The 13,672-nt window shown below is 71.7% G+C and carries 11 protein-coding genes; 7 read left to right on the forward strand and 4 right to left on the reverse strand.

The genetic code is table 11. The features are described 5' to 3' along the window. On the reverse strand, nt 1–499 hold a 499-nt coding region (locus VIM19_16585; protein ID HEY5186472.1), incomplete at its 3' end, for an MFS transporter. Nucleotides 500–593: 94 nt separating this feature from the next. Here VIM19_16585 and VIM19_16590 point away from each other — a divergent pair. After that, nucleotides 594–1,643, forward strand: coding sequence for a phosphotransferase family protein (locus VIM19_16590; GenBank protein ID HEY5186473.1), 1,050 nt, complete (start codon nt 594–596; stop codon nt 1,641–1,643). Beyond that, on the forward strand, nt 1,636–2,283 hold the full coding sequence (locus tag VIM19_16595) for an HAD family phosphatase (protein ID HEY5186474.1): 648 nt from the start codon (nt 1,636–1,638) through the stop codon (nt 2,281–2,283). Before VIM19_16590 ends, VIM19_16595 begins: the two co-directional genes overlap by 8 nt. Before the next feature lie 136 nt (nt 2,284–2,419). Here the strand turns inward: VIM19_16595 and VIM19_16600 are convergent, their stop codons facing one another. From VIM19_16600 to VIM19_16610, 3 genes are all read right to left on the reverse strand, one after another. Further along, nucleotides 2,420–2,569 (reverse strand): hypothetical protein, encoded by a 150-nt coding sequence (locus tag VIM19_16600; GenBank protein HEY5186475.1) that lies wholly within the window; start codon nt 2,567–2,569, stop codon nt 2,420–2,422. A 109-nt stretch (nt 2,570–2,678) separates the two neighbouring features. Beyond that, nucleotides 2,679–3,185, reverse strand: a complete 507-nt coding sequence (locus VIM19_16605; GenBank protein HEY5186476.1) for a hypothetical protein — start codon at nt 3,183–3,185, stop codon at nt 2,679–2,681. Between the two features lie 10 nt (nt 3,186–3,195). After that, a complete protein-coding gene (locus tag VIM19_16610) occupies nt 3,196–3,705 on the reverse strand; it encodes a hypothetical protein (GenBank protein HEY5186477.1) in 510 nt (169 codons plus the stop codon). A 169-nt stretch (nt 3,706–3,874) separates the two neighbouring features. On the opposite strand from VIM19_16610, the gene VIM19_16615 reads away from it, so the two are divergent. The 5 genes from VIM19_16615 to VIM19_16635 all read left to right on the forward strand — a co-directional run bounded on the left by VIM19_16615 (nt 3,875) and on the right by VIM19_16635 (nt 13,295). Then, nucleotides 3,875–5,266 carry a wax ester/triacylglycerol synthase family O-acyltransferase gene (locus VIM19_16615; GenBank protein HEY5186478.1) on the forward strand — a complete coding sequence of 464 codons (1,392 nt, stop codon included), beginning with the start codon at nt 3,875–3,877 and terminating at the stop codon, nt 5,264–5,266. After that, complete coding sequence (locus VIM19_16620) at nt 5,263–6,234, forward strand: patatin-like phospholipase family protein (GenBank protein ID HEY5186479.1); 972 nt, start codon at nt 5,263–5,265, stop codon at nt 6,232–6,234. The genes VIM19_16615 and VIM19_16620 overlap by 4 nt, the downstream gene beginning before the upstream one ends. Then, nucleotides 6,234–6,698 carry a hypothetical protein gene (locus VIM19_16625; GenBank protein HEY5186480.1) on the forward strand — a complete coding sequence of 155 codons (465 nt, stop codon included), beginning with the start codon at nt 6,234–6,236 and terminating at the stop codon, nt 6,696–6,698. Before VIM19_16620 ends, VIM19_16625 begins: the two co-directional genes overlap by 1 nt. A 33-nt stretch (nt 6,699–6,731) precedes the next feature. Next, nucleotides 6,732–8,357, forward strand: coding sequence for an L-glutamate gamma-semialdehyde dehydrogenase (gene pruA, locus VIM19_16630; protein ID HEY5186481.1), 1,626 nt, complete (start codon nt 6,732–6,734; stop codon nt 8,355–8,357). Between the two features lie 84 nt (nt 8,358–8,441). After that, nucleotides 8,442–13,295 (forward strand): NAD-glutamate dehydrogenase, encoded by a 4,854-nt coding sequence (locus tag VIM19_16635; GenBank protein HEY5186482.1) that lies wholly within the window; start codon nt 8,442–8,444, stop codon nt 13,293–13,295. The last annotated feature ends 377 nt before the right edge of the window (nt 13,296–13,672 follow it).

The following is a 13,672-nucleotide window of genomic DNA, read 5'->3' on the forward strand; positions in this document are numbered from 1 at the left end:
AGCGCCAGGAGAACGCCGTGGTGAGCCAGCCGCCGAGCAGCGGGCCGAGCGCCGCGGTGCCGCCGATCGTGGCTCCCCAGATCGCGAACGCGATCGCTCGGTCCTTGCCCTGGTACATGGCGTTCACGGTGGACAGCGACGCGGGCAGCAGCATGGCCCCGCCGACGCCCTGCAGGAACCGGCCCAGGATGAGCACCCCGGCGGACGGCGCCAGGGCGGCGACCAGGCTGGCCGCGACGAACACGACAGTGCCCACCAGGAAGAGCCGGCGACGTCCGTAGATGTCCCCGACCCGGCCCGTCGTGAGCAGCAGCGCCGCGAAGACGAGCGAGTAGATGGAGTTGACCCACTCGGCGTCGGTCACCGAGATGCCGATGTCGCGGATGATCGAGGGGATCGCGACGTTCACGATCGTCGCGTCCACGATGATCATCGAGACGCCCAGCGCGATGAACGGCATCGGCCGCCACTTGCCGCGCCCGGTGGCCGGCTCCGTCATCTTCGTCCCCGCCTCTGCTCGCCGCCTGATGCCGACATGATGTCGGTAAGACCCTACTCGTCCGGCCCGAGCCACGCCGTCCTAGGATCGCCGGGTGGCCGCCGCCGTGCATCTCGTGGACCCGCAGGCGCTGGCGGGCTGGGCGCGGGGCCGGCTGCCGGGGGACGGCCCGCTCGAGGTGACCGCGCTCGGTGAGGGCCACAGCAACCTCACCTTCCTGGTCCGCCGCGGCGAGCGCAGCTGGGTGCTGCGCCGTCCGCCGGCCGGGCCGCTGCTGCCCACCGCGCACGACGTCGTGCGCGAGTTCCGGGTGCTGTCGCTGCTGGCCGGGACACCGGTGCGGGTCCCCACAGTGGTCGACGTGTGCGAGGACCTTGACGTGCTCGGCGTGCCCTTCTACCTGATGGAGCGCGCCGACGGCGAGGTGGTCCGCGACCGGCTGCCGGACTGGCTGGCCGCCGACGTGGCCGCCCAGCGGGCGCTGGCGCTGGACCTGGTGGACGCCCTCGTCGAGATCCACCGGGCCGACTGGCGTCCCTTTGTGGACGCCGGCATCGGCCGGCCGGCCGGCTACCTCGAGCGGCAGCTGCGCCGCTGGGTCGGCCAGCGTGAGGGCATCCAGGCCGCGGTGGCCGCGGCCGGGGGAACCGCCCGCGAGCTGCCCGACTACGACGCCGTCCGGGACTGGCTGCGTGACCACCTGCCGGCCGAGGTGGAGCCGGCCCTGGTGCACGGCGACTTCAAGCTGGACAACGTGATCGTGGCCAGGGCTGGCGGGCAGCCCCGGATCACCGCGGTCGTGGACTGGGAGATGGCCACCGTCGGCGACCCGCGCGCGGACCTCGGCTACCTGCTGTTGTTCTGGCCGGAGTTGGGGGAGAGCTTCCCGCTGGGCGAGCTGGCGGTCAACGGGCCCGGGTTCCCCGCCCGTGAAGAACTGGTCGCCCGCTGGGCCGTCGGGACCGGCCGGGACGCCGGTGAGACCCGCTGGTTCGTCACGCTGGCCGTCTGGAAGCTGGCCGTACTGCTCGAGGCGTCCTACCACCGGTGGCTGGCCGGCATGGCTGACGACCCGTTCTTCGCCACCCTCGACGAAGGAGTGCCCGCGTTGCTGGCCAGGGCCCGTGAGGTGTCCGGTGCGTGAGCTCAAGGGGCTGGTCGTCGACTGGGGCGGCGTGCTCACCGTCGGCCTGGGCGAGGTGATGCCCGCCTGGGCGGCGTCCGACGGGATCGACTTCGGCCACTTCACCGACGTCATGCGTTCCTGGCTGGGACCGGCCGCGGGCCAGGAGGCGTGGTTCAACCCGGTGCACGCGCTGGAGCGCGGCGAGATCGAGGTGCCCGACTTCGAGCAGCGGCTGGCCGAGGCGCTGCGGGTCCGCTCCGGCACCGACGTCCGCCCCGAGGGGCTGCTGGACCGGATGTTCGAGCGGTTCGAGCACGCCCCCGACATGGCCGGCCTGCTGCGCCGGGCGCACCAGGCCGGGGTGCGCACCGCGCTGCTGTCGAACTCCTGGGGCAACGAGTACCCGCGAGACGGCTGGGACGAGATGTTCGACGTCGTCGTCATCTCCGGTGAGGTCGGGATGCGCAAACCGGAGCCGCAGATCTTCGAGCACACCCTTCGGCTGCTCGGGCTGACCGCGCCCGAGTGCGTGTTCGTCGACGACCTGCGGCACAACGTGGACGCCGCCGTGGCGCTCGGCTTCGTGGGCATCCACCACCGCGGCTACCTGGACACCCTCAGCGAGCTCGAGACCCTCTTCACTGCGCCGCTGCGCTGAGGGGCCGTGACCCGGCCCGCGGCTGTCCCGCAGCACCGCGGTCACCTCGGCAGCAGCCGGCTGCTCGCGGTCGACCCGGGTCATCTTCATCGAGGCAGCCAGCCGAACCTGACGCCGGGTGCGAGCGGGCTACCGCTCAGCCGGAGAACAGCAGCAGCAACCCGGTAACGGTGAACGCCACCATGACCCCCACCGCAGGAAGCTGGCCGACCGCGGCCCGGCGACGCTTGACCAGGGCCACCGACCGGTCATCGCCGCCGATCCCGAGCAGGTCCGCGCCGTTCACCAGAGGGTCGCTGAGCCGGTGCAGGGTCGGCTGGCCGCCGACGACGAGCAGCGACCAGATGCCACCGTGGCCGCCGTCTGGGCCGCACCCACGGCGGCGATCGTCAGCATCAGCCCGACCGAGTCAACCAGCACCCGCGGGAGCGCGTTGCCCTGGGCGAACCGGATCCACGCCAGGGTGTCGGCCACCCCGTCCAGCGGGCTGCGCAGCACGAGCACGCCGTCGCCCCCGGCGTCCCACCACCGACAGGTGCCCGAACAGCGTCGCCACCTCGAAGCCATCGGCGTGGGAGGACCAGGATGCAGAGCGCGCCGGCCGTCGGGTTGGCGGCGTCGTCCGGCCCGAGGAACAGCGCGACGAGGACGTAGCGGGCTGCCACCAGTCCGAGAATCCGCAGGCCCCAGGCCAGTTCCGACGCTTCGAGGACGCCGGCCAGCGCCCGCGGCAGTGGGCGCCCGGCCTCCCGCCTGCGCAGCCTCGGTTGGGTCCACAGGGAGCCGAGCGCGACGAACGACAGCAGCAGCGCCAGCGCCGAGCCGTTGAGCACCAGCGAGAACGGCAGCGGCAGGTCCGCGCGCACCGCCACGCCGTGGGCGAGCAGCAGGCTCGGGTTCACGCCCACTGCGTCAGGAGACCTGCAGCTGCATCAGCACCATGGTGCTGTCGTGGGTCTCCACCTCGAACGTCCCCTGCAGGTCCGCGACGAAGGCGATGTCCTTGGTGGTCCCGGCCCTGACCGCCTGCTCAATGTCGGATCCGTGCACGTGCACCGTGTCGGAGATGTCGGACGTGAACCGGATGACCACCCGGGACCCCAGCGGGACCTTGGCCCGGTCCGTGGGTGGCGTGACCGCACCCTTGGCCAGCCGCACCTCGATCACCGTGGCCTGCGCCGACGTCGACGCGGTGGGCCGCGCGGTCATCTGCGTCACGGCGGACCGGCTCGTGCTCGGGCCGGCCGATGGCGGGGCCGGGCTGGCCGTGGTCGACGCCGGCGTCGTTGCCGTGCCGGTGGCCGCGCTGGCGCTCGGCGTCGTCGGCGGGATGCCGGACGCGTCTACCGTCGCGTGGGCCGTGGAGCACCCGGCGAGCAGCAGCCCAGCGGCACCGAGCAGCGCCACGTTCCTCCGTGTCATGGCCGGCTCCCCTCTGACGTCTCGGACACCCGACAGTAGGGCGCGATCCGTCGCCGAGACCCCCCGCATGACGGAACTGTCATGCCTGGCAACGGGTTGCATGCCACCATGGAGGTATCCGGCGCCGCTGTCGGCGATGGCTGGCGCCTTGGGACAGGAGGCTATGCGCGTGCCCGACCGCTTGAGCGCGCTCGACGTGTCCTTCCTGTACCTGGAGGAGGCCACCACCCCGATGCACGTCGGTGGGGTGTCGATCTTCGAGGTGCCCGAGGGTGGCTTCGACTACGACCGGCTGGTGGCACTGATCAAGAAGCGGATCGCCTTCGTGCCCCGCTACCGGCAGCGGATCCGCTGGGTGCCCGGTCACATCGCCAGCCCGGTCTGGGTGGACGACGAGCACTTCGACGTGACCTTCCACGTGCGCCGCTCGGCGCTGCCGCGGCCGGGGACCGACGCCCAGCTGCGCGAGCTGGTGGCTCGGATCATGAGCCGGCCGCTCGACCGCAAGCGGCCGCTGTGGGAGATGTACCTCGTCGAGGGTCTCGAGCACGGCCGGTTCGCCGTGCTGAGCAAGACCCATCACGCGATGGTCGACGGCATCAGCGCCATCGACATCGGGCAGGTGATCCTCGACGTCACTCCAGAGCCGCGGGCGACCGGGCCGGACAGCTGGCGTCCCGCCCCCGAGCCCACTGGACTCGAGCTGGTCGCAGGGGCAGTCGGGGACCTGGTGAAGCGGCCGACGGCCGCTATCGACACCATCCGCAACGGGGTGGGGGACCTCCAGCACGCGCTGGGCCAGCTGGCTGGCGCCGCCGGTGGGGTGCTGGCCATGGTCCGCACCGTGGCCAAGACCGCGCCCAGCGGTCCGCTCAACGCCGAGATCGGCGAGCAGCGGCGGTACGCGACGGCCGACACGCAGCTCGAGGACTACAAGCGGATCCGCAAGGCGCACGGGGGCACCGTCAACGACGTCGTCCTGGCAGTGGTCTCGGGCGCGCTGCGCGAGTGGCTCATGACCCGCGGCGAGGCCGTGGGCGTGGGAGCCGTGGTGCGGGCGATGGTCCCGGTGAGCGTCCGCACCGAGGCCCCGGCCGGCGCCTCGGGCAACAAGGTGTCGTCCTACCTGGTGGACCTGCCGGTCGGCGAGCCCAACCCGGTCATGCGGCTGCACCAGGTCTCCTACGCCATGGCCGGCCACAAGGAGACCGGTCAGGCCGTCGGCGCGGACGCGCTTATCGGGGTCGCTGGCTTCGCGCCGCCGACGCTGCACGCCCTGGGCGCGCGGGTCGGCAGCAGCCTGTCCCGACGGCTGTTCAACCTGGTCGTGACCAACGTGCCGGGTCCGCAGTTCCCGCTGTACGCCGGCGGCGCCGAGCTGCTGTCCACCTACCCGGTGGTGCCGCTGGCCAAGGGGCAGGTGGTCAGCGTCGGTCTGACCTCGTACAACGGCGGGGTCTACTTCGGGCTGAACGCCGACCGCGACGCCATGGCCGACGTCGACGTCCTGGCCCAGTGCCTGGTCGACTCGCTGGCCGAGCTGCGGGGGACCGTCCGGTGACCCCGCGGCGCGGGCTCGTGCTGGGGGCCGGCGGTGTCCTGGGTGCCGCCTGGACCGTCGGGGCCCTGTGCGCCCTGGAGCAGGTGGCCGGCTTCGACGTCCGCGAGGCCGACGTGCTCATGGGGACGTCGGCCGGATCGGTGCTGGCCGCCCTGATCGGCTCCGGCGTGCGCTCCTGCGAGCTGCGCGACCACCAGCTCGGTCACCCGATCGGCGCCGGCCCGCTGGGCGGCTACTCCTTCGACTACGACAGGGGCACCGGAGGGCCGCTCCCGCCGTTGCCCAAGGCCGGCCTCGGCTCCACCCGGCTGCTCATGCAGGCGCTGCGACGACCCCGGTCGCTGACCCCGCTGGCCGCGATGTCCGCACTCATGCCCGAGGGCCGCGGCAGCCTGTGGAGCATCCGGCACCTGGTCGACGCGATCACGCCGGCCGGGGAGTGGTCGCCGCACCCGAACCTGTGGGTCGTCGCGATGGACTACGACTCGGGCAAGCGGGTGGTGTTCGGCCGGCCCGGGTCCCGGCCGGCGCCGCTCGTCGAGGCGGTGCTCGCGTCCTGCTCGGTGCCCGGCTGGTACGCGCCGGTGGAGATCGACGGTCGCCGGTACGTCGACGGAGGCACCTGCTCGGTCACCTCGGTCGACCTGCTGGCCGGGCTCGAGCTCGACGAGGTCTACGTGCTGGCCCCGATGGCGTCGTTCGACTACGACGAACCGACGTCGGTGGCCGCCCGGGTGGAGCGTAGCTTCCGGCGCACGGTCACCCGCCGGATGCTGCACGAGGCCGGCCGGGTGCGGGCCGAGGGCACCGTGGTCACCCTGCTCGGTCCGGGCCGGCAGGACCTCGAGGCCATCGGGGTCAACCTCATGGACCCGGCGCGTCGGCTTGCGGTGATCGAGACCTCGTTGCGGACCTCCGCCGACGCGCTGCGCCGGGCCCGCGCCGACTCCTTCTCCTGGAGCGAGTGATGCGGGTCTACGTCCCGGCCACCTTGAGCACCGTGGCCGAGCTGGTGGAGCGGCGTGCGGTGGGCCCGGCTCCCGTGGCCGCGTTCGCCGTCACCGCGGCCGTCCGCGCGGCCGCGCCGGGCACCGACCCCGACGATCTGGCCGAGGACGCGATGGCGGCTGCTGCGGACGCCGCGCTGGGCCTGCTGGCCGCCGAGCCGGCGGCGCCGCGCCGCCGGGTGGTCATCGCCGCCGACGTGCCGGACTCGGCGGTCGAGGAGACCGACCCGGCCACCGGGGCGGTGCGCGTGGCGGCCGAGATCGCGATGGCGACGGTCGCGTCGGCCCACGTGGACGACGTGGACGCCGAGCCGGACGTGTCCGTGGCGGTGACCGCCTGGCCCGCCACCTCCGAGGCGGCGGACGGCCACGCACTGCTGTGGTACGCGACCCAGGAGCTGGCCGACCTGCTGTCCGTCACCTGACGATCGGGTCGCGTGCGTGCCACGATGAGCGTCATGGATGCCGTGACCCACGTTCCCGTTCCCGTCAACGAGCCCAACCTGACGTATGCGCCGGGCAGCGCCGAGCGAGCCGAGCTGGAGACCACGCTGGCCGACCTGGCCGCGACCCCGCTCGAGCTGACCTGTGCCCTCGGTGGCAAGCGGGTCATGGCCTCGGGCAGCCGGCTGGACGTCGCCGAGCCGCACGCCAGGGACCACGTGCTCGGCGTGACCGCGGACGCGACCCAGGCCGACGCCGAGGCGGCGATCGCGGCCGCCCGCGACGCGGCCCCCGGGTGGCGCGACCTCGCCTTCGACGACCGGGCCGCGGTCTTCCTCAAGGCCGCCGACCTGCTGGCCGGCCCCTGGCGGCAGAGACTGAACGCCGCGAGCATGCTCGGCCAGTCCAAGACCGCGTTCCAGGCCGAGATCGACGCCGCCTGTGAGCTGATCGACTTCTGGCGGTTCAACGTGGCGTTCGCCCGGCAGATCATGGAGGAGCAGCCGAAGTCCGCCAAAGGCATCTGGAACCGGGTGGACCACCGCCCGCTCGAGGGGTTCGTCTACGCGATCACCCCGTTCAACTTCACCTCGATCGCCGGGAACCTGCCGACGGCGCCCGCGATCATGGGCAACACGGTCGTGTGGAAGCCGGCGCACACCCAGCAGTTCGCCGCGCACTTCCTGATGGCGCTGCTGGAGGAGGCCGGGCTGCCCCCCGGCGTCATCAACATGGTGACCGGGCACGGGGCCAACGTCTCCGACGCCGTCCTGACCCACCCGGACCTGGCCGGCATCCACTTCACCGGCTCGACCCGGGTGTTCCAGCTGTTCTGGCGCACGATCGGGGAGCACATCGAGGGCTACCGGGCCTACCCTCGGATCGTCGGCGAGACCGGTGGCAAGGACTTCGTGGTCGCCCACCCCAGCGCCGACGTCGACGTGCTGCGCACGGCGCTGGTGCGGGGGGCGTTCGAGTACCAGGGCCAGAAGTGCTCGGCGGCGTCGCGCGCCTACCTGCCGAGGTCGCTGTGGAACCGGTTCGGTGACGACCTGCTGGCCGAGGTCGACGGGCTGACGATGGGCCCGGTCACCGACCTGTCGAACTTCATGGGAGCGGTCATCGACGACCGGGCCTACCGCAAGCTGAGCGGTGCGATCGACCGGGCCAGGGCCACCGACTCCATCGAGGTCGGGGCGGGCGGCACGTACGACGACACCGAGGGCTGGTACATCCGGCCGACCGTGCTGCTGGGCCAGGACCCCACGGACGAGATCTTCACCACCGAGTACTTCGGGCCGATCCTCGCCGTGCACGTCTACGACGACGCCGACTACGACGGCATGCTCAACCAGATGGAGTCGGTTGCCCCGTACGCGCTCACTGGGTCGATCATCGCCCAGGACCGGGCCGCCATCGCGCACGCCACCCACGCGCTGCGGTTCGCCGCCGGCAACTTCTACGTCAACGACAAGCCCACCGGCGCGGTCGTGGGGCAGCAGCCGTTCGGCGGCGGCCGGGCGTCCGGCACCAACGACAAGGCGGGCTCGGCGCAGAACCTGCTGCGGTGGACGTCGACCCGGGCGATCAAGGAGACCTTCGTCCCGCCGACGTCCTCTGCGTACCCGCACATGGGCTGAGCTGGCCGGGCGAACGATAGGCTCCAGGAGTTCCGCACAACGGCGTGCGGTCCTGCACCGAAGAGGCGATCGGTAGTGGCTGGCATGTCCCGAGGCATCGGCGGCGGATCGAGCCGCGACACCAAGGCAGACCTCATCGCGCACGCGGTCGAGGTCGGTGATCACGGTCGCAGCCGGGCCCCCGACGCCGCTGCCTACCTCGAGCACTACTACCGAAACGTCACCGTCGAGGACCTGCTCGGCCGGGACCCGGTCGACATCTTCGGCGCCGCGCTGTCGCACCGTGAGCTGGCCCAGCACCGGCCGGTCGGGGTGTCCGCGGTGCGCATCTTCACGCCGTCCGTCGAGGAGCACGGCTGGTCCAGCGGGCACACCGTCGTCGAGATCGTCACCGACGACATGCCGTTCCTCGTCGACTCGGTGACGAGCTACCTGGCCCAGCAGCGTCGCGCCATCCACCTGGTGATCCACCCGGTGCTCGTGGTCCGCCGGTCCGCCGTGGGCGAGTTCGTGGAGCTGGTCGACGAGCTGCCCGCCGAGACCGACCGTGAGGTCGGGCTCGAGTCCTGGATGCACATCGAGATGGACCGTGAGGTCGACCGAGACAAGCTCGATGCCATCACCGAGGGGTTGCGGCGGGTGCTCACCGACGTCCGGGAAGGCGTCGAGGACTGGCCCAAGATGCGCGAGGCCGCGCTGCGCATCGCCGACGAGCTGGCCACCACCCCGCCGCCGCTGCCGGACGCCGAGGTCTCCGAGGCCTGGGAGCTGCTGCGCTGGTTCTCCGACGGGCACTTCACCTTCCTCGGCTTCCGGGAGTACGACCTGGTCGAGACCGACGAGGGCGACGCGCTGGTGGCCCGCCCCGGCAGCGGGCTGGGCATCCTGCGCGGCGACCAGGGCCGGTCCGGGTCCTTCGCGGCGCTGCCGCCCACGGCCCGGGCCACGGCCAGGGAGAAGCGGCTGCTGATCCTCACCAAGGCCAACTCGCGCTCCACCGTGCACCGGCCGGTGTACCTGGACTACCTGGGCGTGAAGGCGTTCGACGCCGAGGGCAACGTGGTCGGCGAGCGGCGGTTCCTCGGGCTGTTCGCGTCGTCGGCGTACACCCAAAGCGTGCTGCGGGTCCCGGTGCTGCGGCGCAAGGCGCGCGAGGTGCTCGATGCGTCCGGGTTCCTGCCGGACAGCCACGACGGCAAGGACCTGCTGCAGATCCTGGAGACCTTCCCGCGCGACGAGCTGTTCCAGGTGTCCAGCGAGCACCTGCTGCCTGTCGCGCTGGCCGTGCTGCACCTGCAGGAACGGCGGCAGACCAAGCTGTTCCTCCGCCGCGACGCGTACAGCCGGTTCATGTCCTGCCTGGTGTACCTGCCCCGGGACCGGTACACGACGAAGGTCCGGCTGGAGATGGAGCGGATCCTGCGGGAGGCGTTCCATGGCTCCTCCGTCGAGTACACGGCGCGGGTGTCCGAGTCGGTGCTGGCGCGGCTGCACTTCGTCGTCCGGATGGCCAAGGGCGCGCTGGTGCCGGACGTCGACCAGGCCGAGCTCGAGCTGCGGCTGGTCGAGGCCACCCGGTCGTGGGCCGACGACTTCTCCGACGCGCTGCTCGAGCAGTTCGGCGAGGAGCGGGTCGGTGAGCTGTCGCAGCGGTTCGGCGACGCGTTCCCGGAGGCCTACAAGGAGGACTTCCCGGCCCGGACGGCGGTCGCGGACCTGCACCAGCTGGAGCGCCTCGACGAGACCGGGCTGGCGCTGAACCTGTACCACCCGGTCGGTGCGGCGCCTGGCGAGCGGAGGTTCAAGATCTACCGCGGCGGGTCGGCCATGTCGCTGTCCCAAGTGCTGCCCGTGCTGCAGCAGATGGGGCTGGAGGTCACCGACGAGCGGCCGTACCAGATCGAGCCGATGGGCGGCCCCGAGCAGTGGGTCTACGACTTCGGGCTGCGCTACCCGGCCGTGGAGGAGAGCCCCGACCTCAAGCCCAGGTTCCAGGAGACCTTCGCCGCGGTCTGGGGCGGACTGGCCGAGGGCGACGGGTTCAACTCGCTGGTGCTGCACGGCGGGCTGGCCTGGCGCGAGGTGGTCGTGCTGCGGGCGTATGCGAAGTACTTGCGGCAGGCTGGGTTCACCTTCAGCCAGGAGTACCTGGAGCAGTGCTTGCGCAACAACTTGCACCTGACCCGGCTCCTCGTACAGCTGTTCCGGGCCCGCCTCGACCCGGACGTCCTGGGGGACCGCAGGGAGATCGTCGCGGCGTTGGAGGAGGAGATCGGCGGGGCACTGGACGACGTGGCCAGCCTGGACGAGGACCGGATCATCCGGTCCTTCCTGGAGCTGGTCAACGCGACGCTGCGGACGAACTACTTCCAGCCGGCGGCCGACGGGACCCCCAAGCGGTACCTGTCGGTGAAGTTCGACCCGCTGCGCGTCTCGACGCTGCCGTTGCCCCGGCCGCGGTACGAGATCTGGGTGTACAGCCCGGACGTCGAGGGCGTGCACCTGCGGTTCGGTCCGGTCGCCCGTGGCGGGCTGCGGTGGTCCGACCGGCGTGAGGACTTCCGCACCGAGATCCTCGGGCTGGTCAAGGCCCAGGCGGTCAAGAACGCCGTCATCGTGCCGGGCGGTTCCAAGGGTGGCTTCGTGGTGAAGAACCGCACGGCCGACCCGGCCGACCGCGAGGCGGTCATGGCTGAGGGCATCGCCCGCTACCGGATGTTCGTCAGCGGCCTGCTCGACCTCACCGACAACCGGGTGGACGGGTCGATCGTGCCGCCTGCGCGGGTGGTGCGGTACGACGGTGACGACTCCTACCTGGTGGTCGCCGCCGACAAGGGCACCGCCACCTTCTCCGACATCGCCAACGGGGTGGCCCAGGACTACGGCTTCTGGCTCGGCGACGCCTTCGCCTCGGGCGGCTCGGTCGGCTACGACCACAAGGCCATGGGCATCACGGCTCGCGGCGCCTGGGAGTCCGTCAAGCGGCACTTCCGGGAGCTCGGCGTCGACACCCAAAGCCAGGACTTCACGGCTGTGGGCATCGGTGACATGTCCGGGGACGTGTTCGGCAACGGGATGCTCCTGTCCGAGCACATCCGGCTGGTGGCCGCGTTCGACCACCGGCACGTGTTCCTCGACCCGGACCCGGACCCGAAGGCTTCGTTCAAGGAGCGGCAGCGGCTGTTCGATCTGCCGCGGTCCAGCTGGGGCGACTACGACACGTCGCTGGTCTCGGCCGGCGGCGGGGTCTACCCGCGTTCGGCCAAGTCGATCCCGGTGAGCGCTCAGGTCCGCGAGGCGCTGGGCATCGAGGCCGCCGTCACGTCGATGACGCCCCAGGAGCTGATGCGCGCGATCCTGCTGGCCCCGGTGGACCTGCTCTGGAACGGCGGCATCGGCACCTACGTGAAGGCGTCGGGGGAGAGCCACGCGCAGGTCGGCGACAAGGCCAACGACGCGATCCGGGTCGACGGGGCGATGCTCCGGGCCAAGGTCGTCGGGGAGGGCGGCAACCTCGGCTTCACCCAGCGTGGGCGGATCGAGGCGGCCCTGTCCGACGTCCGGCTGAACACCGACGCCATCGACAACTCGGCCGGCGTGGACACCTCCGACCACGAGGTGAACATCAAGATCCTGCTGGACTCCGTCGTCCGCTCCGGCGACCTCACCGGCAAGCAGCGCAACGAGCTGCTGGCCGAGATGACCGAGGACATCGCGGACCACGTGCTGCGCGACAACTACGAGCAGAACGTGCTGCTGGGCAACGCCCGGGTGCAGTCCCACTCGATGATCACGGTGCACCAGCGGTTCATCCGGGAGCTGGAGCGGCGCGGCGAGCTGGCCCGTGGGCTGGAGTTCCTGCCGACCGACACCGCCATGGACGAGCGGCACGCGGCCGGCAAGGGGCTCACCTCGCCCGAGCTGTCGGTCCTGGTGGCTTACGCCAAGATGAGCGTGGAACCGGCGCTGCGCGAGTCCACCCTGCCGGACGAGCCGTACTTCGCCAGGGCGCTTCGGGACTACTTCCCGCCCGCGCTGGTGGAGCGGTACGGCGACCGGCTGGCCAGCCACCCGCTGCGCCGCGAGATCGTCTCCACGGTCGTCGTCAACGACATGGTCAACCGCGGCGGGATCAGCTTCGTGTTCCGGGCGTCCGAGGAGACCGGAGCCACCCCGGTCGAGGTGGCCCGCGCCTACACCGTCGTCCGCGGGGTGTTCCGGCTACCCGACTTCTGGCGCCGGGTCGAGGCGCTCGACAACGTCATCCCGACCAGGGCGCAGTCGGCGCTGTACCTGGAGTGCCGACGGCTGCTCGACCGGGCCACCCGCTGGATGCTGCAGTCGCGCCGTTCACTCATCGACGTCGAGTCCGAGATCGAGATCTTCGAGCCGGTGGGCCGGCTCGCCGCCCAGATCCCGGACATGCTCATCGGGGTGGAGCGCGAGCGGCTGTACCGACGGGCCGCGGAGTTCGAGGCGCTGGGCGCGCCGCCCGACCTGGCCGTCGAGACCGCCGCCATGCTCGACGTGTTCTCGCTGCTGGACATCGTGTCGATCGCCCGAAGCACCGGCGAGGGCCCCCGTGCGGTCAGCGAGGTGTACTTCGCGATGTCCGAGCGGTTCCAGGTGGACAAGATGCTCACCCGGATCACCCAGCTGCCGCGCGACGACCGCTGGTCGGCGCTGGCCCGGATGGCGCTGCGCTACGACCTCTACGGAGCGCTGGCGGGCCTGACCCGCAGCGTGCTGCAGACGTCGCAGGACGTCGAGGACTCCGACGAGCGGATCGCGATCTGGGCCGAGGCCAACGCCGAGGGCCTGGCCCGCACCAGGGCCACCCTCGACGACATCACCAGCAGTGAGAGCTTCGACCTGGCCACCTTGTCGGTGGCGCTGCGGGTGATCCGCACCCTGGTGCCGTCCGGCAGCGAGACCTGAGGCTGGAGCCTGGCCCATCCGGACCGATGAGGGGAGCCGGCCGTCAACCGTTCGGCGGACACTTCCGGATTGGCATCCCGTGACTCTTTGGTGCGCACGTAGCGTGAGGGTGCTCGGGCGAGTGCGCCGAGCCAAGTGGTGTTTGGAGGCGGGGGGATTCCGTGATCACGTCAAGGATTTCGCGGCGGGCGGGCCTGGCAGCGCTGGTGATGGTCAGCCTGGTGGTGGCGGTGATCCCGGCCCTGGGGCGAGCTGCATCAGCGGCTGTTGACCCGTGTGCTCCGCCCGTGAACGTGATCGCATGTGAGAACCTACAACCGGGGACGCCGAAGTCGGTGTGGGATATCACCGGGGCGGGCGACTTGACGATCCAGGGG

The organism is Actinomycetes bacterium, assembly GCA_036510875.1.
Taxonomy (GTDB): Bacteria; Actinomycetota; Actinomycetes; order Prado026; family Prado026; genus DATCDE01.

Excerpts from the sequence above, each read along its gene's own strand:
- pruA (HEY5186481.1), top strand. The coding sequence starts at position 6,732 with ATGGATGCCGTGACCCACGTTCCCGTTCCCGTCAACGAGCCCAACCTG.
- VIM19_16635 (HEY5186482.1), top strand. The coding sequence starts at position 8,442 with ATGTCCCGAGGCATCGGCGGCGGATCGAGCCGCGACACCAAGGCAGAC.
- VIM19_16610 (HEY5186477.1), bottom strand. The coding sequence starts at position 3,705 with ATGACACGGAGGAACGTGGCGCTGCTCGGTGCCGCTGGGCTGCTGCTC.
- VIM19_16625 (HEY5186480.1), top strand. The coding sequence starts at position 6,234 with ATGCGGGTCTACGTCCCGGCCACCTTGAGCACCGTGGCCGAGCTGGTG.